Genomic DNA, 18999 nt, shown 5'->3' on the forward strand with positions numbered 1-18999 from the left:
ATGGCTTACGGCCAACAGGCAACGGCGCTTTCCTTGTCCGAGAAGACGGGCTTTCGCCGCAAATTCCCCGAGGATCTTGTCAACGAGGAACTCGTCACCCGCTATGACGATAAACCGGCCCGGATCTCCCGGCTGGAAATGCGCAATGAGGTGAAATGGTTCAGGAGCGCTCTGAATCGGAAACTCAACCTGGCACCGCTCGCCTGGGAATTACTCCTTGAGCTGATCGATCTCTCCCATGATTGCGACTGGCAGGGCGGACCCATCACCGTATGGCCGTCCAACGAGTACCTCATGGAGCGCCTCGACTGTTCCGAGCGGGCCTTGCAATACCAGCTGCGAGCGCTCTCACGTGCGAACCTGATCACGCATATCGATCATTCGTCGCGTAAGCGCTTCGGACATCGCGGCCTCGATGGGCGCATCGTGATGGCTTTCGGCATCGATCTTCGCCCGCTGGCCGCACGCGCCGACGAGCTCGTCGAAATGGCCCGAAACGCACGTGATGAACGTAAAGAGCGCGGCCGGCTTCGCCGGACACTCAAGGTGACGATCGCGCACCTGACAGAATATCTGCGCACGGCGGCCAGCCAGAACAGCGCTGCAGCGGACTGGAACACGCTCTATGACGAGCTTCGGACCATCTCAGAGACCATTTCCCTGAAGCGTATCGCCCTCAATGCCCTCCGGCTCGCCAAGCAAGCCTTGCAAGCCCTGGAAGCGAAAATCCGCAAGGTTCTGGTCAAAGCGCTCCGCCCCAAGGCCCAGAGCGACAACAAGCCCGATAATACTGCGCCCAAGGGTGCAGCCGATTGCACCCTAGAAACAACAACTACCCTTCAATCTTCAAATGAAGATACTGTGATGCCACCAGAAAGTGGCGTTGCCGGAACTGACGAGCCCAGACAGGCTCCCGCAGAGCGAGCGGAGAGGGCGAGGGAAGGGGATTCTGGCCATTCATTCGGAATAACACCCTTTGGCGCGCACCAGCATCTTGAAAAATATAAAATCACGGCCCAGCTCGTCGCTACAGCCTGCCCCAGCTTCTGCTCGGGCCTGCAGGCCGATCCTGAATGGGACGATCTGATCGACCATTGCGACCAGTATCGCTCGCTCTACGGCCTCAGCCCGTCTGCCTGGTCCATGATGATCACGACGCTTGGCGAACGCCCGGCCGCCGTCGCACTGGCCGTGATTGGTGAGAAATTCCTCCGCGGCGCACGTGGCGGCGGAAATATTGTGGAATCACCGGCCGGATATTGCGTCTGGCTTACGCGTCAGGCCAAAAATCGCGGCGTTCTCGATCTCGGACCGAAAATCCACGCCCTGCTGACTAAGGACCAGCGGCCCGGTTAGTCAATCTTCACGTTTTTACCGCAACTTACAAATCGTACACGCAATCGGAGCAGAGACGATGATCGAGAAATGCACAGTGTCGCAAGCGTCCGCCGGCGTCAGTGTCGAACTCTCGGCCGATCTGGCCGACAGCCTCGGAATCCGGCCCGGCGATACGCTGACAGGCATTCGCCTGAATGAGAGCCAGCTCCTGCTTACCGCCTCCGATCCCGATTTCAATGCCCAGGTTGAAGCGGCCCGTCGGTCCGGCACCGAGTTTCGCAACGCCATAAGGGCTCTGGGAACATGAGCACGCTGCCTCTCTCTCGAACGGCCATGACCGCTAGCATGCTCCAGATCGCAGGTCAGACCGGGCAAACCTGTGGCTGGTCCGATATGCAGGCCCTCAAGGCTATTGCCGACAGGCACGCTCACCATCCTGGGCAGCCGCACAAGGCCGCGTCCTTGCTGATGATTGACGTACTGGCCTCTCCGCTGGCTCCCCAGCTGGTGGCGCCACTCGCTCTAGTGCTCGCCGCAAGCTTCTTGCGCGTGAACCGGCAGGGATGGGACATCAGTGAAGCCGAGGCCGTACTTCTGGTCGAGAATGCTCGAAATGGCGCGTTGGGCGTCGATCAGATCGCACGATTTATCGACACGCGACTGCACAATGACCGTCTGGCGCACGCCAGCTGACCAAACTCTTCGCGCATCACTACCAGTTTTAAGTGGGATCGGGGCGAGGGGGCACGATCCACGGGCCTTCGCGCAGATCTTCCGGCCGCACCGATTTCAGATCGTCGTCAGGCGCCAGAAAACGGACCTCTTCCCAACTCTCGCGCAGCTTCGAGTACGTCATATTGTGGATGTAATTGCGGGCGCTGACTTCCGGATAACCCCTGTAATTATATAGATATACGAACTGAGCGATGATCAGATTGCCGGTATTTTCCACCACCTTTCCATCCGGCGTGTCGATGACCGCACAGGCGCGTGCCTCCACATAATCAAGCCAGCTCTTCACCCGAGTGTAAAAAGCATAGGCTTCCTCCGGATGGGAGATCGCCCGCTCAAAGACTTCATTGTAAGCCCAGACCCGGATTTCCCAGCCTTTTTCGGCTTCCGGATCCACACGCCACTGATATTCGTAGTCACCGAAATATCCGGCCCTGAGAACGTCATGCGTTTCATCGCTAATGAACTGGACGGGGAAGTGCTCGAAGCCTTTGCCCTGCCAGATCAGGCCTTCCGCGTGTTTGAGATAATACTCGCAATCAAACCCTTCATCAGCGAAGGGGAGCATGCTCGCGATATTCCAGTCGAGCTTCTTCGTACCCAGCACGTCTTCAATTCCTCCCGCCACGCCGGTGCGCTCCTGGATCAATGATTTCGTCGGCCGACCAGATTCCGACACCGGCACGCCGGGCTTCAGCCTCGACCGCTACAAGCTCAGGCGCCGTCGGCCTTCCGCGAAACCGGTAGACTACAGCCAGACCTTCAGCCACCAGCTGACGGCCGAGATCCAGCTCTCCAACAAAGCATCGTGCGACCCTTCGGCCATACACGTCGCGGCGTTCGCAATCACACCGGACCGCACTCGATCCAATCAGTTGGACCATGCGGATCCGGCCGGCTTCGCCACAATCCCATTGGCGGCCGTCCAAGATCATCGTCTGACCCAGCTCGCAGGCGTCCATGCCTACGATCCGGATCCTTTCACCATCGAGTACGATCGTGTCGCCATCGATCACCCGGACATTGATGCTCGCTGGTCCACCACCATTCGCGTCTGTCGCCTCCAGCCCCATCATGCCGGCCAGTAGTGGGGGTCTGATGCCGGAGAGTGCAGAATCCTACGCTAAGGCCGTTTGGTCATCTTTTGGGCCACCTGTATTCACCGGTGAGAAGGATGTGCGCCCACCCGAGGGGTGAAATATGCGCCAGAAGGTTTGCTGAGCAGTCCAAACCATCACTGCGGCGACTATCGACAGCGTGACCGAGATGTCTGGTGTTCCAGTAAATGATGATGGCGGCGAGGAGGTTCAGCCCGGCCATTCGGAAGTGCTGGCCTTGGGCTGTTCGATCACGGATTTCACCTTGGCGCCCTATGCGCAGGGCGTTTTTCAGCGCATGATGCGCTTCGCCCTTATTCAGGCCGATTTGGGCACGGCGTTGCATGTCGGCATCCAGCAGCCAATCGATGATGAACAGCGTCCGTTCGATCCGGCCGATTTCGCGCAATGCGACCGCAAGTTCATGCTGTCGGGGATATGCAGCGAATTTTCGCAAGAGTTGGCTTGGCGGCATCGCGCCCGCCACCATGGTGGCCGCTGCGCGTAGGATGTCGGGCCAGTTCGAGCTGATGACAGGTTCCCTGACCTTGCCGCCGATCAACCCCTTCAATTCTTTCGGGCAGGATGCCGGATTGAAGAGGTAGAGGCGCTTGGATGGCAGATCCCGGATGCGGGGGATGAACTGAAAGCCCAGAAGGGCAGTGACGGCGAAGACGTGGTCGGTAAAGCCGACCGTGTCGGCATACTGTTCGCGGATTTTCTGACCTGCGTCTGTCATCAACAGGCCGTCCAGGATGTAAGGGGCCTCGTTCACCGTGGCCGGGATGGTCTGGGTGGCGAAAGGGCCGAACTGGTCAGAGACATGGGTATAGGCTTTCAGACCGGGTTCATGGCCGTATTTGGCGTTGATCAGGTTCATCGCCTCGCCCTGGCGCGTGGTCGGGAAGAATTGCCCGTCGCTCGAAGCGGTCTGCCCTGCGCCCCAAAACCGGGCCATCGGCAAGGCAGATTGACCTTCGATCACCATGGCCAAGGCGCGTGCCATCGCCTCGCTTTCCACATGCCAGCGCGACAAGCGCGAGAGCTGGAAATAATCATGGGTGTTCGTGGCCCCAGCCATTTTGCTGAGGCCAAGGTTCAGCCCCTCAGCCAGCAGCACGTTCAACATGCCGACCCTGTCTTTGCATGGAACGCCGGTGCGCAGATGGGTGAAGGCCTCGGTAAAGCCGATCTCGTCATCCACTTCGAGCAGGAGGTCTGTGATCCTGATCTCTGGCAGGCGGTTGTAGAGATCGAGCACCATGGCATCGGCCTCTTCGGGGACAGCGGCCGTCAGACGGTCGATCTTGAGCACGCCATCTTCGATAGAACCTCCCGGAATGGCACCCGCCCTGGCGGCGCGGGCCAGTCGTTCCAAGCCATCTGCTAGGCGAGATTTTCGATCCGCGAGCCAGAGCTCCGGTTCAAACGGCATGGCCAGTTTTGGCGTGGCCCTGGCAACTTCCGTCGGAACCAGCGCGTCCTTGAGATCACCATACCGGCGGGAATGTGCGAGCCAGATGTCGCCGGCACGGAATGCGTCGCGTAGGTGGCACAGGACCGCCACCTCCCAAAGCCGGTTCCCATCGTCGTGATTCAAGTGTCGATGCCATTTCGAAGCCCGGCGCAGAAAGGTCAGTGGCCGGGTAGTTGTCGTTTCCGTACCCGCGACGATGTCGGCGGCGGCAAGCAACGGTTCGGCCACCGGGGCCGCCTGAATATCGAGCGCCCGGAGCATGCGCGGCGCATAGCGTCGGAAGCGATGATACCCGTGAACAACATGTGCCAGTGGATCAGCCGCCAATGTGTCGGTCAGTTGGGCGGCGGTGGAAACAAGCCCCCTCAGCGATGACCAGCCTCCGGCGTTTTGGACGGCCTCCATCAGGGAGGCCTGATCTTCATATGCTTCCAGCAGAGCTGATCCAAAATTTGAGAAGCCCTGCAAGGTGTCTTTCAAAGCAGCCTTGGCGTCATCTGCCCGAGCATCGCATACGCGTTTCGCCTCACGCCACGTCTTCCCCACAATCCGGTCATGGCTTTCGACCACAGCATCGGCAATGGCACTGCGCCATTCCAAAGCGCAAACTGCGAGGATGGCAAGGCGGCGGTCGCCTGAAATATCCCGCAGATCTCCTGCGAAATATCGTTCCCCTTGCCTTCGGAGGCGCGCGATACGGTGGGGTGGCACACCCGACAGGATGCTTCTGTCCACGGCCATGGCCTGCAAGAATTCCAACCGGTCGAGCAGCCGGTTCATGTCCGCCGAGTTCTGGCCCACCTCAAACTGGCGCAGCCAGACAAAGCGGGTGACAGAACTGTCCGCCGTTTCCGTCAGCAAGGCGTCAAGTCGGCTGCACATCTCATCATCCAGCCGGTCGGCAATCCGAGCGTCGATCCGTCGCTCTGCAGCAACGAGTGCATCCGCGCAAAGGCGTTCGATAACCGTGATCCCCGGTAGTATGGTCTGGGTCGCCCGGCATTGTTCCACGAAACGCCGCGCCAAATCCTCGTTCGATCGGGCGGTTTCGGCTGTTCTCTCCAGCCAGGCCTTCAGGTCGCGCGACCCTCGGCCAGTGAACATCTTGTAGCCATAGAGATCCCGCAGGGCCGCCAGGTGTTCATGACGCGTTTCTTCGCGGCTTGCATATCCAGCCAGATCGTCTGACTTCAGCCCAAGTTGCGCTGCCAGGAAGCGCGTGATCTCCATTGGAATGACCTCGCCCGGGGTCAACAACCGACCGGGATAGCGCAATGCGCAAAGCTGGAGAGCAAACCCAAAACGATTGTGGGGGCGGCGGCGGGCGCGGATGATTTCCAGATCGTCGTCCGCAAGGATGTAGTGGCGCAACATCGCCGTTTCATCGATCGGAAGATCAAAAAGTACTGAGCGCTGACGCTCGGTGAGGATAGTACGATGCGCCATATTTCTTTTGCTTTCTACATATGGTTTGCGTATTGATGATTAAGATATTGAATAAGGAATTGTTCGGATGGCCGAAAGCGCGCCGCTTTCCAGAACACCTCAAACGAACGTTTGTGAAACATGCTGATCGGCTATGCGCGGGTTTCGAAAGCTGACGGCAGCCAGTCCCTCGACTTGCAACGAGATGCATTGATCGCGTCCGGCGTCGAGGAGGACCAGATCTACTCAGATCTGGCGTCCGGCAAGAAGGATGACCGATCCGGTCTGGAGGCCTGCCTCAAAGCATTGCGTGAGGGGGATGTGCTGATCGTGTGGAAGCTCGACCGCTTGGGGCGCAGCCTCCACCACCTTGTCAAAACCGTCAGCATGCTGTCCGAGCGTGGCGTTGGCCTCAAAGTTCTCACCGGGCAAGGGGCGCAGATTGACACAACGACTGCGGCTGGAAGGCTTTCATTCGGCATCTTTGCTGCGCTTGCCGAATTTGAAAGCGAGTTGATCCGCGAACGCACGATGGCGGGGCTCCAAGCCGCCCGCGCGCGCGGCCGAAAGGGAGGAAGAAAGTTTGCGCTGACGAAAGCGCAGGTCCGCATGGCTCAGGCCGCAATGGCTAGCCGCGACACATCGGTTTCAGAACTCTGTAAGGAATTGGGGGTCAAACCGGTCACACTCTACCGATATGTCGACCCGAACGGCAATCTACGCGATTACGGGAAACGGGTTCTCAGCGCTTAGCGTAGGATTCTGCACTCTCCGGCATCAGACCCCTAGAGCATGGGATGGCTAGGCGCCACACCCCGCACAAGACATTGGAGACGATCCACCGCCGAAAACCATCATGAGGCGCTCAATGCGACCTCGGAGAGAACCATGACCCCGGACGGACACAACCCCACGCTTGACGAGGCCGCAATCAGAGAACGCTCTACAGCCGGTGGAAGCGGTGGAGCGAGAAAGGCATCTTCGCCCGGATGATGGCAGGTCTGGCCGCTGAGCACGGCGAAGAGAAGACCGTGATGATCGACGCGACATATCTCAAGGCCCATCGAACGGCGACCAGCATGGCCGCGAAAAAGGGGGGCGTGGTCGTCTGATCGGTCGAACCAAAGGCGGCATGAACACCAAGCTGCATGCCATCTGCGACAGTCAGGGACAACCGATCGACCTGTTCGTCACCGCCGGACAGGTCAGCGATTACATCGGCGCACGCGCATTGCTCAGCGGCCTGCCAAACGTCAAATGGCTGCTCGGGGATCGGGGCTACGATGCTGACTGGTTCAGAGAAGCTTTGCAGGACAAGGGGATACGCGCCTGTATCCCAGGCCGGAAGAAACGCAAGACACCGGTCAAATACGATAAGCGCCGATACAAGCGGCGCAATCGCATCGAGATCATGTTCGGAAGACTCAAAGACTGGAGGCGTGTCGCCACCCGATATGACCGGTGCCCGAAGGTCTTCCTTTCGGCGATCGCCCTCGCCGCCCTCGTCATCTACTGGTTATGAATCCTGACCCTAAGCTGCGGAATAGCTCGTAAAGACCTCGCTGCTACCATCCCGGCGGATCAAGAACACATCATAAGCTTCACGCTGATCTTCTGGGCCCATTCCAGGCGACCCATAGGGCATGCCAGGAACAGCGAGACCGACAGCATCTGGCCGTTCAGCCAACAGGCGGCGGATGTCGGCGACCGGCACGTGCCCTTCGATCATGTAACCCTCAATCTCGCCCGTGTGGCACGATATCATTCTTTGCGGGATGCCGTTGTCCAGCTTGTGACGCATCATAAGAGTCCCAAAGCTCCGCTCCTCGGTGACGCGAAAGCCCTCCTGCCTAAGAATGGCGACCCAGGCGCGACAGCAGCCGCAATTAGGGTCTTTGAGAACGTGGATTGTTGGTGCAACTTGCGCAAATGCCGCAAGCGGCGCGGCGCTGGCAATGCCAGCGACGGCGGTCAAAATTTGGCGGCGCGTTATGTGCATCGCATTTCTCCTTTTGGATGGCATGTCTTGTGCGGGCCTTGGGTTGCGCAGTTGGGCGAACGTGCTGTCGAAGCCCTTTGCGGATGGTATGCCGGACATCGTTTATCTCCCCGTGATATTTCCCTCGCGTTGGTCTTGTACCTGATGTCCCGGCTTACCTTTCGTCGCGCGAAAGCCGTCCCAGAACAGCAGTGCCACCCCACAGAAAATCGCCACGTCAGCGAGGTTGAAGGACGGCCAGTGGTATGTTCCGAAATGAAAATCCAGAAAGTCAGGGACCGCCTGATAGCGCAGACGATCAAGGATATTGCCAAGCGCGCCTCCGATGATCAGACCGAGCGCCGCACCTGTCAGCCTGTCCGGAGCCTTCCACAGCCAGATCAGCAGCCATGCCACGACCACGGCAGCAAGTGCGACCAGACCCCACCAGGGTACGACCCCGCCGAGCATACCGAAGCTGACCCCATCGTTCAAAACCCGCACGAGGTTGAGAAAGGGCAGAACCTCGACCCCGTTCTCAAGCGCCGGGGAGTTCAGGGCAAGAGCCTTGGTGCCCTGATCAACACCAAACGCGGCGATGGCGCAAAGCCCACCGAGAACGCGGCTGTTCATGCCACCGCCTTCAGATCGGCCCGCGCATCGCGGATGATCGCCCAGGAAGAATGCAGGAATAACCCGGCGATGCCGAAGGCGACAATGAGGTCGGGCCACGCGCTACCCAGCCAAACCACCAGACCGGCCGCGACAACGACTGCCGCATTGCCAATGGCGTCGTTGCGCGAGAACAGCCAGACGGCACGCATGTTCGCGTCCCCCTTCCGGTACTGCAGCAACGGCAGCACGGAGATGACATTGATCACAAGAGCAATCAGGCCCAGAAGCCCCATCAGCGTGGCGTCTGGGGTTGTCGGCTCGAATGCCCGCATGATGGTTGTCCCAAAGACGCCAAGACCGAGCAGGGCAAGGAAGATGCCTTGGATCAGGGCCGACCGCGCCCGCCAGAGAAGACTCCAACCGATGGCCAGCAGGCCGAGGAAGGTGATCGCGCCATCACCAATAAAATCCAGCGCGTCGGCCTTCACCGCCTGTGACCCGGCAATAAACCCACCAATCATTTCCAGAACGCCGTAACCGACATTTAGAATCACGACGATCCAGAGCGCGCGGCGGTAGCCCGGGTCCTGATGGGCCGCACTTTGCTGAAGGTCCTCGTCGCTCTCGATGCGGTCGAACCCATATCCCGTTGTCTCAACGGCTTTTTCGATCTCCAGCAGGCTTGCTTCAGGGGCTTTCAGAGTCATGATATGGGTCGCCGCCGACACCTTCACCTCATCGGGCGCGACCCCTGCAGATTGCGCCGCCCGTTCAATCTGCGCGGCATCCTTCGCGCAATCCATGCCGGAGACGCGGTAACGGAAGGATGGGATATCTGCCGCCGAACCGGTGCTATCAGCGTTGGCCATGGGTGCAATACTCCTGCTAGGGTGAATCAAGAAACAACATATCAGTGAGGAATGATATGGACCAGGTTGTCGCCGACCGCAACACCGGGGCCACCGCCATCGAGCGAAGAGCGAAGCTGTTTCGCGGCTTTGCGGACCCAAGCCGTCTCGCGATTCTGGACGCCTTGTGCGAAGCGCCGTTGGCCGTTCACGAGATCGTGACGCGCACGGAATTATCGCAATCAAACGTCTCCAACCATCTCCGATGTCTTTTGGATTGTGGGCTTGTCGCCAGCGACCGCGATGGACGCTTCATCCGCTACCGTATCAGCAGTCCGCGTATTACAGCTCTTTTGAATGACGTGGACGCCCTTCTCGATGTGGTCGCAGAGGGTGTTGAGGCGTGTGACAATTATTGCGGGGAATAAACGGTCCTTTGCGTGTGTGCTTGGATTCCATGAAAGGTTTGGATCGCAATAATTTAGTCGATCAACGGACGCAGCAACTCCACTGCATCGACATCTAGTGCCACTGCGACCTTTTCTAGGGTCAGGATTCATAACCAATAGATGACGAGAGCCGCGAGGGCGATGGCTGAGAGGAACACCTTGGGGCATCGGTCATAGCGGGTCGCGCCCAGATCGGCCTGAACAAGGGCGAAGCCCATCACGCCCTCAAGAATGCGCTGCGTATTGGCCGCCAAGGTGAAATTCGCGACCGGACAACCGAAGGCCAACATTTCAGGATGGCCGGGCTGAACCTGCTCACCACCATCATTATCTACTGGAACACCAAGCACCTCGGTCAGGCTGTCGCCATCCGCCGCCGTAATGGGTTGGATTGCTCACCCGACCTGCTAGCGCATATCTCACCCCTCGGATGGGCCCACATCCTGCTCACTGGCGAATACAGGTGGCCCAAAAGATGATCAAACCACCTTAGCGTAGTATTCTGCACTCTCCGGCATCAGACCCCTAGTGTTGCCAACGCCAGTGCCACAATCGCCATCGTCTGAAACCTCCGCCTGCGGGACAGTCTGATCATCCTGTTCATAGTTTTTCCTGCCATATCGCAACCCGCTTGCGTATATGATCCGTAACTTGTTAAAACATCATGAGGCACAATAAAAAAGCAAACTATATTTCTCATAACGTTTATTATGCGACGGCCCGGTGTAAGCGCAAAGTAGTAATCTTGCATCTGTGCCGCATAGAAATCTTGCACGCTAGCCTCCTCCCGCGCGGTCATTTGGAGGAGGCCCTAACGATGCTGGATGTGTTTGACGTGAGCCGGAAAGAACTGCAGCGCGCCGAAATCCTTGACGATGTGAAGGCCGGGCGCCTGAGCCTGAAAGAGTCGCCTCAATCAGCCGGATATACGCAAGCTTTTGGATGCATTTTGAGGGAATGATCGGTTAGCGGCGTAACACGGCGGCAACCCCGTTCGTTACCTCTGTGCCGTCATGCTCCTCTTATCCATCCTCATTGCCGCCCATATGCAGGCAGCTCCTTTGTCCACTCCAGCGGTGCAGGAGTTGATGGTGCAGCTGGACGCACACCCTGCCCTGCAGGCCTATACCGCTGAATCCCGCGCGGCAGAGGCCATGGCTGAGGGCGCGATGGGCCTGCCCAATCCCCGGATTGGCGCCGCGGTGGAAAACGTTCCGGTCAATGCGCCGCTGCGTTTCGACACTTCGGACATGAGTTCGCGTTCCGTGATGGTGTCGCAGGACATTCCGGGTCGGGGCCTTCGCGGTGCCAGGGCCGATGTTGAGCAGGCCGCCGCGCGGCTGGTCCTGGTCCGGCGAGAGGCCCTGCGGGCCCAATTGGCAGGAGAGCTTCTGTCTGCTCTGGCCGAATATGAGATGGCTGGGGCGCTGGAGGGTCTGCTGGACGCGCAACTCGCCCTTCTGGATGAGCGCGAGGCCTATCTCAGCGGCCGCATCGATGCCGGAGACGCGCTCTTTGCCGAACTGGCCGAGACCGACGGGGAGCGCGCGGCCATCGACCAGCGGCGTGCGGACGTAACCCGGCAAAGTACACAGGCCCTGAGCGTGCTGACCCGCCTGGTGGGAGAGGTGCGTACCCCTCCCCCCGTTTCACCCATTCCTCCCCCCGCTGCGGAAACCGGCGAGACCGTGTTCCACGCCGTGCGCGTGGCCCAGGCAGTCGTACAGGCTGCCGAGGCCGGCGTGTCGGTACGCGAGCGCGAATTCGACCCGATCTACAGCGTCAGCCTCAGCTATATGAACCGCGAAGGCGCCCCAGGCATGCGCGCAGATGACATGGTCAGCGCGCAGCTGATGGTATCGGTGCCGCTCTGGTCGCGCTGGAACCAGACCCCGCGGCTGGAGGCAGCCCGCATCAATACCGAAGCGTCCCGCCTGCGCCTCGCCGATGCGGCGCGTGTGTCTGCCGACGCGTTCCGCGCTGCCGCCGCCGATTACGCTGCCGCGACGCGGTCCATCGCGGCACTGGAAGCGCGCCACACGGCGCTGGACGCAGCCCTGGCCGCCGCCAGCAGGCGTTACGAGGCCGGGGATAGCAGCCTTCTGCCTCTCATAAATACACGTATCACCCAGACGGAGCTGCGCATCCGTCTTCTGGAACAGCGTCTGGCCGCAGACCGCGCGGCGGCACGCATGCATGGCCTTGTGGCAGGTGAATTATGAAATCGCTGATGGCCCTTTTCGTCCTGGTAGTGGCGGCTATCAGCCTGTCCGCCCCGCCGGCCGCTATCGCGCAGGAGCAGCATTATACCTGCCCGATGCACCCGCACTATATCGCGTCCGATCCCGGCACCTGCCCGATCTGTGGCATGGATCTGGTCCCCATGGAGACCGGCGAGGCGGACGCTGATATGGCGGCAGAGGGCCATGAACGCATGACGGTGCGGGTTCCGGCCGAAACCATCCAGACCATGGGGGTGCGCATTGCACCGGCTGAAGAGGCCCTGTTTGGCCGGCAGATGCGCAGTTTCGCCGCCGTGACGCCGGATGAAAGGGCCAGGCATGCCGTGTCCAGCCGGGTGGCAGGCTGGATAGAAACCCTCGATATCCGTGCCGTGGGCGATCCCGTGGCGCCGGGCGACCGGCTCTTTACCCTCTACAGCCCTGAACTGGTTTCCGCCCAGCAGGACTATTTCGCCGCGCGCGCGGCGGGCGGAAGGCGGGCCGATGCTGCCGAACGCCGCCTGCGCTCCCTCGGCGTGCAGCCCGAGGTCATGGCGCGCCTGCGTACGCGCAGCGAAGCCCTGCACGCCATCCCGGTCTATGCGCAGGCGGCGGGCCGGGTGTCGGATATTGCCGTGGCCGAGGGACAGTATGCCGGACCCGGCGCGGCGATCATGACCGTGCAGGATTACAGCCAGGTCTGGCTGATAGTGTCGGTGTCCGAACAGGACCTGCCCTTCCTGCGTGAGGGTACACCGGCACAGGTAACGCTCCCTGCCCGGCCGGGGGAAACACTGTCCCTCGCCGTGGACTATATCTATCCGACCGTGGACACCCGCACGCGCACCGGCCAGGTGCGCCTGATCGTGCCCAACCCGGATGGCACGCTGCGGCCCGGCGCGTTTGCCGATGTGGTCTTCGAGGCAGATCAGACGCGGCGGCTCTCGGTTCCTTCCGAGGCCGTGCTGATGGACGGCACGGGATCGTGGATTGTCGTCTCGCTGGGCGAAGGGCGTTTCCAGCCGCGCCGTGCCGAAACCGGGCTGACGGCGGGCGGCCGCACCGAAATCCTCACCGGAGTGGATGCGGGCGAGATGGTGGTGGTTTCCGGCCAGTTCCTGATCGATTCCGAAAGCAGCCTGCGCGAATCCTTCCGGCGGCTGCAACATGCCGCCCTGCCCCTGGCGCTGGTCACGCTGTCACAGTCCGAACAGGCAGTGGTCGACCATGTCGTTGATGCCGCCCTCTACCTGCACGAGGCTCTGGTGGACGGTTTCGACATCCAGCCGGGATTTCTCGATCCGGCGCTGGACGCGGCCCGCCATATCGAGGAGCGCTGGGCGCAGACACCACTGGCAGCCGTGATGGAAGCCGCGCGCCCGCCGCTTCAGGCGGCGCAACAGTCACGCACTGAAAGCGGGTTGCAGGACGCACTTGCAAGCCTGGTAGGTGCGCTGGACCCGTGGCTGATGGAGGGCCGGCCGGAGCATTACCGCGAGGCCGGGCTGGTCTACCTCACCGATGAAGAGAGCGGCCGCAGCTGGCTGCAACTGGGCACCGCACCCCGCAACCCGTATGGCGCCGGGCCTGTGCAGGCCACGCCATGGCCTGACCTGTCCCACCGGCGTGCGGAAGCCGAAGACGCCCGTTCGCGCGAGACGCCGGAAAGGCCGGATGCTGGCCATGTCCACTGAACACGAACTGCACGACCCTTCGCGCAGCTGGGTGGCGCGCCTGATCGCCTGGTCGGTAAACAACCGGATTCTGGTGCTGATCGGGGCTGTGGCACTGCTGGCCGCCGGGCTGCGCGCCGTCGACAACATCCCGCTCGACGCGATACCGGACATGTCGGACACCCAGGTGATCATCCGCACCGATTTCCCGGGCCAGAGCCCGCAAGTGGTGGAGGATCTTGTCACCTATCCGCTGGCCTCCGCGCTGCTGGGCCAGCCACGGACCCGCGATGTGCGCGGCTTTTCGATGTTCGGCTCGTCCTTCATCTATGTCGTGTTCGAAGACGGCGTGGACCAGTACTGGGCCCGGGCCCGTGTGGTCGAGGCGCTTTCACGGATTCAGGGGCAGTTGCCCGAGGCGGCCACCCCGCAGATCGGACCGGACGCCACCGGTGTGGGCTGGGTCTACCAGTATGCGCTGGTGGACCGCTCAGGGACACACGATCTGGCCGATCTGCGCGCCTTGCAGGACTGGTTCCTGCGATTTGAGCTGGCCGCCCTGCCCGGCGTTGCCGAAGTGGCATCGGTGGGCGGTTTCCAGCGCGAATACCAGGTACTGGTCAATCCGAACCGGCTGCGCGCCTACGATATACCCTTAAGCCGCGTGATCGAGGCGGTACGGGCCTCCTCCATGGAGACGAGCGGACGTATCGTCGAACAGGCCGAGACGGAATTCTTCGTGCGCTCGCACGGCTATGTCTCCCGGCGGGACGAGCTGGAACAGGTCGTCATACTGGCCAGGGAGGGTACGCCGGTCCTGCTAGGCGATGTCGGGCGCGTCGTGGAGGGTCCGGCCCTCAGGCGGGGCGTCGCGGAACTGAACGGCGAAGGCGAAGTTGTTGCCGGGATCGTCGTGATGCGCGCCAGCGAGAATGCGCTGACCGTCATTCAGGGGGTGCGCGAGCGCCTTGATGAACTCCAGGCTGGCCTTCCGGCCGGTGTGGAGATCGTTTCCGTCTATGACCGGGCGCCCCTTATCGAAGGCGCGGTCCGCTATCTGCGCCACAAACTCATTGAGGAAGGTATCGCTGTCGCCCTGGTGGTGCTGATCTTCCTCCTGCATGTACGCTCGGCCTTCGTCGCGGTCATCACCCTCCCCTTGGGCGTGCTGGCGGCGTTCATCGTCATGCAGATGCAGGGCGTCACCGCCAATATCATGTCGCTGGGGGGCATCGCGATCGCCATCGGGGCCATGGTGGACGCCTCCATAGTGATGGTCGAGAACGCCAACCGGCGGCTGGCGGAACTGCCGCCGGATGCGAGCCGGGCCGAACGCGATGCGGCGCGCCTGAAAGCCGCGCAGGAAGTCGGGCCCGGCCTGTTCTTCTCCCTCCTGATCATCACCGTGTCTTTCCTGCCGGTCTTTGCCCTTACCGGTCAGAGCTACCGGCTCTTCTCGCCGCTCGCCTACACCAAGACCTACGCCATGGCGTTCGCCGCGGCTCTGTCGGTCACGCTGGTGCCGGTATTGCTGATGATGCTGGTGCGCGGGCGCATACGGCGCGAGATGGCCAATCCGCTGAACCGCATCCTTGCGGCGGCCTACCGTCCCGCGCTGGCCATGGCGCTGAAATGGAAATGGATCACCCTGTCGGCGACCGTGCTGATGCTGGCCAGTTCTGCCATCCCGCTGATGCGCCTTGGCGGCGAATTCATGCCGCCCCTTTATGAGGGCGATCTGCTCTACATGCCGACCACCCTGCCCGGCGTGTCGATCTCGCGGGCGCGTGAAATCACCGCGCAGACCAACCGGCTCATCATGACCGTTCCCGAGGTCGAGCTTGCCTTCGGCAAGGCGGGGCGCGCAGACACCGCCACCGATCCCGCCCCCGTCTCCATGATCGAGACATGGATACGCCTGCGGCCGCGCTCGCAATGGCGCGAAGGCCTCACGCCGGAAGCGCTGATCGCGGAACTGAACGAGCGGGTGCAACTGCCCGGGCTGGTCAATTCCTGGGGCTATCCGATCCGCATCCGCATGGACATGATCACAACCGGTATCCGCACCCCTGTGGGGGTGAAGATCACAGGGCCTGACCTTGCCACTATCGGCCGGATTGCTGGCGATGTGGAGGATGTGGTGCGCACCGTGCCGGGAACCCGCTCGGCCTTTGCAGACCGCACCCAGGGCGGGCGTTATATCGAAATCCTGCCTGATCGCAGCGCGCTGGCCCGCCACGGGATCGATCTGGGTGGCTTCCAGATGGTCGTGCAGGCCGCGCTCGGGGGAATGCCAGTTACGGAAAGCGTGCAGGGCCGCGAGCGCTACACGATCATGGTGCGCTATGACCGGCCTTTCCGTGAAAACGTGCAGACCCTGCACGATGTCCTGATCGCCAACCCTCAAGGGGCTCATATTCCTCTGGGCGAACTGGCCTCGGTCCACATCGCAGACGGCCCACCCATGATCCGCTCGGAAAATGCGCGCCTGACAGGCTGGGTATTCGTCGATGTCGCCGGCCGGGACATGGCCGGTTATGTCGCCGAGGCCAGACGTGAGGTGGCGGCCGGGGTGGACCTGCCGCCGGGCTACGCCATCGGCTGGTCGGGACAGTTCGAACAGATGCTGCAAGCGCGCGAACGGCTGTCTTTCGCCATTCCCGCCGCCGTGCTGACCATTTTCGTGCTTCTGATGCTGCATTTCGGGCGGCTGGACCGGACGCTGATCGTCATGGCCTCCCTGCCCTTTGCATTGATCGGCGGATTGTGGTCGGTCTGGCTGGCTGGTTATCAGCTTTCGGTCGCCGTCGCCGTCGGATTTATTGCGCTGGGCGGTATCGCGGTGGAAACGGCTGTCGTGATGCTGATCTTCCTCGACCAGCAGGTGCGCGAGACACCGCCAAAGACCCGCGCCGCCCTGTTTGATGCAGTCATGAAAGGCGCCGTATTGCGCCTGCGTCCCAAGCTGATGACGGCGCTGACCATTTTCGCCGGCCTTGCGCCGATATTCCTCACCGACGGCCTCGGCGCGGACGTGATGCGCCGGATCGCCCTGCCTATGGTCGGCGGCATGGCCACCACGACGGTGCTGACCCTGATCGTGCTGCCGGTGATCTATTTCGTCTGGGAAGCCGCCCGGAGGCGGTTGCCCGTATCCGAGCCGGAGGACAGCCCGGCACCCCAACCTGCCTATGGAGAATCCCGATGACCCGACTGCAAATGCTCGCCATTCTTGCCGCGCCGCTGGCTCTGGGCACCGCTGCCTGCTCGCCGCAGGATACGCAGCCCCCTGCCGGTAACTATGAAAGCGCCCTGGCCGTTCATGACGATCATAACGGCCACGAGGGGATGCACCACGAAGGCATGGATCATGAGGAGATGGACCATGCAGGCATGACGGCCGACGCTGCGCTGGAAGCCAGTGCGGCAGGTGTCCTCAATGCGGTCGATATCGAGGCAGGCTCGGTCAATCTGACCCACCCTCCCATGCCGGAAATCGGCTGGCCTGCAATGACGATGGACCTGCCGGTTACCCGCCAGGTTGATCTTTCCGCGTTCGAAGTAGGCCAGGAAGTGCGTTTTACCGTGCGCCGGGGGCGGGACAACATGTTCCGCATCGTTGCCATGGAGCCCGCGCAGTAGGTTCAGGCGTCGGGGTTTTCCAGCCGTGCCTGCAGATGTTTGCGGGCACGGTAAACCCGCATTTCCACCGATTTGGGGCTGATGCCGAGTATCGCGGCCGTCTCCTGCTGGGAGTGCTGCTCGACCGCGGCCAGCACGAAAGCGGATCTCAGACCCTCGGGCAGCGCGCCGATTTCCGCTTCCAGCCGCGCCGCCTGCTGGCCTGTTCCCAGTTGCTCTTCGGGATCAGGCATGCCGGTATCGGCCCGGTTTGCGGCATGGTCGAGATCGCGCGCGTGATAGAAAAACTGCCGGACCTTCCTGCGGCGCGCGCGGTCCCGGCACTTGTTCAGCGTGATCTGGAACAGCCAGGTCGAAAACCGCCGTGACGGGTCGTACCGGGCAAGGTTTTTCCAGGCGGACACGAAGGCTTCCTGCACGACATCATAGGCTTCGTCCGGATCGCCGGTGTGCAGCCGGGCAAAGCGGTAGGCCGGCTCCTTGAGCCGGCGTATCAGGGCGGTGAAGGCCGGTTCGTCTCCCGCAGCCGAACGCGCCGCGAGGTCTTCGTCCGTCACGCCCCCCGTATCGGCATTACTCGGAGGCATCGGCCAGCGCGCGGACTATCTCGGCGTCGAAAATCTCAGCCTGCTCCGGGGTCAGTTCGGCGCGCAGTTCGAACACATGCCGGATGGTCGCTGCCTGCAAGGCACTCATGGCAACGTGAAAATCCTCAATGGCCGCACGCACGCGCGGGCTGTAGGCTTGGTCCTCGCGCATCGCCTCGGCCAGCGCGGCATTGGATGCGCGCATGGCCGCCTCCAGCTCGCTGCGCCGCACCGCATAACGGGCCTCGATCCGGTCAAGCGTTTCCTGTTGAGAAGGCGTCAGGTCCAGCGAGCCATGGATAATCGCGCTTACTGTGGCTACACGCTCGGCGGTTGCTCCACTGCCAAGCTCGTTGCCGATTACTACACCTGCCACTCCCGCGATGAAGGCGACAGCTGCGGTCAACGCTATCTGGCGAACGCGCATCATGCCCCTTTCCCTCCCAGAATGGTCGAGGGCGCGTTCGGAGCGTGAACCGAAAACACAGCAAAATCGTTGCCCTGCGTCACCGGGACGGACATCACGCCCATAGCAAGCCCGAGCGCGAGCGTGATGGCGCCAATGCCTGAATGCAGCGCAATCGCTGCCGGCGCGCCTGCAAATACAAACCCGCGAGGCCGCTGCGTCTCCTCAATGCGCTGCCAGACCCGTGCCTCCAGCCCGTCAAGCGGGCGGGCGGACGGCGCCTGGCGCAAGGTTTCGAGATCGCGGTCAAGATCTGTCATAGGTGATCTCCTTTGGCTGTTTTACGCGGCGGGTATACATTTCCCTCAATTCGAAGCCATGTCAGGGAAAACTTCCTGAAGCGCCCTGGCCCGGCTTCTTGCCTTTGGGAATGAACCCCTTCCGTTATTTCAAGACGTCGCCAGAAGCGATCATGATGTCAGTGTGCTTCCTCGCGGCATTGCGGAACGC

The 18999-nt window shown here is 61.6% G+C and carries 19 protein-coding genes and 2 pseudogenes; 12 read left to right on the forward strand and 9 right to left on the reverse strand.

Annotated elements, in window-relative coordinates; translation table 11 throughout:
• The 3 genes from repC to AB6B38_RS13995 are packed head-to-tail and all read left to right on the forward strand — an operon-like array spanning position 1 to position 2031.
• A complete protein-coding gene (gene repC, locus AB6B38_RS13985; RefSeq protein WP_371395199.1) occupies positions 1-1356 on the forward strand; it encodes a plasmid replication protein RepC in 1356 nt (451 codons plus the stop codon).
• A gap of 58 nt (positions 1357-1414) precedes the next feature.
• A complete protein-coding gene (locus tag AB6B38_RS13990) occupies positions 1415-1645 on the forward strand; it encodes a hypothetical protein (protein WP_371395200.1) in 231 nt (76 codons plus the stop codon).
• Positions 1646-1683: 38 nt separating this feature from the next.
• Positions 1684-2031 (forward strand): hypothetical protein, encoded by a 348-nt coding sequence (locus tag AB6B38_RS13995; protein ID WP_371395201.1) that lies wholly within the window; start codon positions 1684-1686, stop codon positions 2029-2031.
• A gap of 28 nt (positions 2032-2059) precedes the next feature.
• On the opposite strand, the gene AB6B38_RS14000 is transcribed toward AB6B38_RS13995, so the two are convergent.
• From AB6B38_RS14000 to AB6B38_RS14010, 3 genes are all read right to left on the reverse strand, one after another.
• Positions 2060-2698 (reverse strand): hypothetical protein, encoded by a 639-nt coding sequence (locus AB6B38_RS14000; protein WP_371395202.1) that lies wholly within the window; start codon positions 2696-2698, stop codon positions 2060-2062.
• Entirely contained in the window at positions 2682-3146 is a 465-nt protein-coding gene (locus AB6B38_RS14005; RefSeq protein ID WP_371395203.1) for a thermonuclease family protein, read from the reverse strand. Before AB6B38_RS14005 ends, AB6B38_RS14000 begins: the two co-directional genes overlap by 17 nt.
• 61 nt (positions 3147-3207) lie before the next feature.
• Positions 3208-6090, reverse strand: coding sequence for a Tn3 family transposase (locus tag AB6B38_RS14010; protein ID WP_371395204.1), 2883 nt, complete (start codon positions 6088-6090; stop codon positions 3208-3210).
• Between the two features lie 120 nt (positions 6091-6210).
• On the opposite strand from AB6B38_RS14010, the gene AB6B38_RS14015 reads away from it, so the two are divergent.
• The gene (locus AB6B38_RS14015) at positions 6211-6822 is read left to right on the forward strand and encodes a recombinase family protein (protein ID WP_013496757.1); all 612 of its coding nucleotides are present in this window, start codon (positions 6211-6213) and stop codon (positions 6820-6822) included.
• Positions 6823-7004: 182 nt separating this feature from the next.
• A pseudogene (locus AB6B38_RS14020) lies at positions 7005-7591 on the forward strand (IS5 family transposase); the annotation flags it as partial.
• 9 nt (positions 7592-7600) lie between these two features.
• On the opposite strand, the gene AB6B38_RS14025 reads toward AB6B38_RS14020, so the two are convergent.
• From AB6B38_RS14025 to AB6B38_RS14035, 3 genes are all read right to left on the reverse strand, one after another.
• The gene (locus AB6B38_RS14025; RefSeq protein WP_112313392.1) at positions 7601-8068 is read right to left on the reverse strand and encodes a DUF411 domain-containing protein; all 468 of its coding nucleotides are present in this window, start codon (positions 8066-8068) and stop codon (positions 7601-7603) included.
• Between the two features lie 102 nt (positions 8069-8170).
• Positions 8171-8680, reverse strand: a complete 510-nt coding sequence (gene lspA, locus AB6B38_RS14030) for a signal peptidase II (protein WP_055296365.1) — start codon at positions 8678-8680, stop codon at positions 8171-8173.
• Positions 8677-9531: a cation transporter gene (locus AB6B38_RS14035; protein WP_371395205.1), complete on the reverse strand. Its 855-nt coding sequence runs from the start codon at positions 9529-9531 to the stop codon at positions 8677-8679. The genes lspA and AB6B38_RS14035 overlap by 4 nt, the downstream gene beginning before the upstream one ends.
• A 56-nt stretch (positions 9532-9587) precedes the next feature.
• Here AB6B38_RS14035 and AB6B38_RS14040 point away from each other — a divergent pair, with 56 nt between their 5' ends.
• The 7 genes and pseudogenes from AB6B38_RS14040 (at position 9588) to AB6B38_RS14070 (ending at position 17496) form a co-directional block, all read left to right on the forward strand.
• Positions 9588-9938 carry a helix-turn-helix transcriptional regulator gene (locus tag AB6B38_RS14040; protein WP_112313393.1) on the forward strand — a complete coding sequence of 117 codons (351 nt, stop codon included), beginning with the start codon at positions 9588-9590 and terminating at the stop codon, positions 9936-9938.
• Between the two features lie 203 nt (positions 9939-10141).
• Positions 10142-10438, forward strand: a pseudogene (locus tag AB6B38_RS14045) (Tn3 family transposase); the annotation flags it as partial.
• A gap of 338 nt (positions 10439-10776) precedes the next feature.
• A complete protein-coding gene (locus tag AB6B38_RS14050; protein WP_371395206.1) occupies positions 10777-10920 on the forward strand; it encodes a hypothetical protein in 144 nt (47 codons plus the stop codon).
• 127 nt (positions 10921-11047) lie between these two features.
• Entirely contained in the window at positions 11048-12181 is a 1134-nt protein-coding gene (locus tag AB6B38_RS14055; protein WP_371395207.1) for a TolC family protein, read from the forward strand.
• Positions 12182-12189: 8 nt separating this feature from the next.
• Complete coding sequence (locus AB6B38_RS14060) at positions 12190-13875, forward strand: efflux RND transporter periplasmic adaptor subunit (RefSeq protein ID WP_371395208.1); 1686 nt, start codon at positions 12190-12192, stop codon at positions 13873-13875.
• Positions 13865-17062: an efflux RND transporter permease subunit gene (locus AB6B38_RS14065; RefSeq protein WP_371395209.1), complete on the forward strand. Its 3198-nt coding sequence runs from the start codon at positions 13865-13867 to the stop codon at positions 17060-17062. Before AB6B38_RS14060 ends, AB6B38_RS14065 begins: the two co-directional genes overlap by 11 nt.
• Positions 17059-17496: a copper-binding protein gene (locus AB6B38_RS14070; protein ID WP_371395210.1), complete on the forward strand. Its 438-nt coding sequence runs from the start codon at positions 17059-17061 to the stop codon at positions 17494-17496. Before AB6B38_RS14065 ends, AB6B38_RS14070 begins: the two co-directional genes overlap by 4 nt.
• Positions 17497-17498: 2 nt before the next feature.
• Here the strand turns inward: AB6B38_RS14070 and AB6B38_RS14075 are convergent, their stop codons facing one another.
• From AB6B38_RS14075 to AB6B38_RS14085, 3 genes are read right to left on the reverse strand one after another with little or no spacing between them, the layout of a single operon-like run.
• A complete protein-coding gene (locus tag AB6B38_RS14075) occupies positions 17499-18053 on the reverse strand; it encodes an RNA polymerase sigma factor (protein ID WP_371395211.1) in 555 nt (184 codons plus the stop codon).
• A 16-nt stretch (positions 18054-18069) separates the two neighbouring features.
• Positions 18070-18513 carry a Spy/CpxP family protein refolding chaperone gene (locus AB6B38_RS14080; RefSeq protein ID WP_371395212.1) on the reverse strand — a complete coding sequence of 148 codons (444 nt, stop codon included), beginning with the start codon at positions 18511-18513 and terminating at the stop codon, positions 18070-18072.
• A complete protein-coding gene (locus AB6B38_RS14085) occupies positions 18510-18809 on the reverse strand; it encodes a hypothetical protein (RefSeq protein WP_371395213.1) in 300 nt (99 codons plus the stop codon). The genes AB6B38_RS14080 and AB6B38_RS14085 overlap by 4 nt, the downstream gene beginning before the upstream one ends.
• Between the last annotated feature and the right edge of the window lie 190 nt (positions 18810-18999).

Source organism: Glycocaulis abyssi (genome assembly GCF_041429775.1).
Classification (GTDB): domain Bacteria; phylum Pseudomonadota; class Alphaproteobacteria; order Caulobacterales; family Maricaulaceae; genus Glycocaulis; species Glycocaulis abyssi.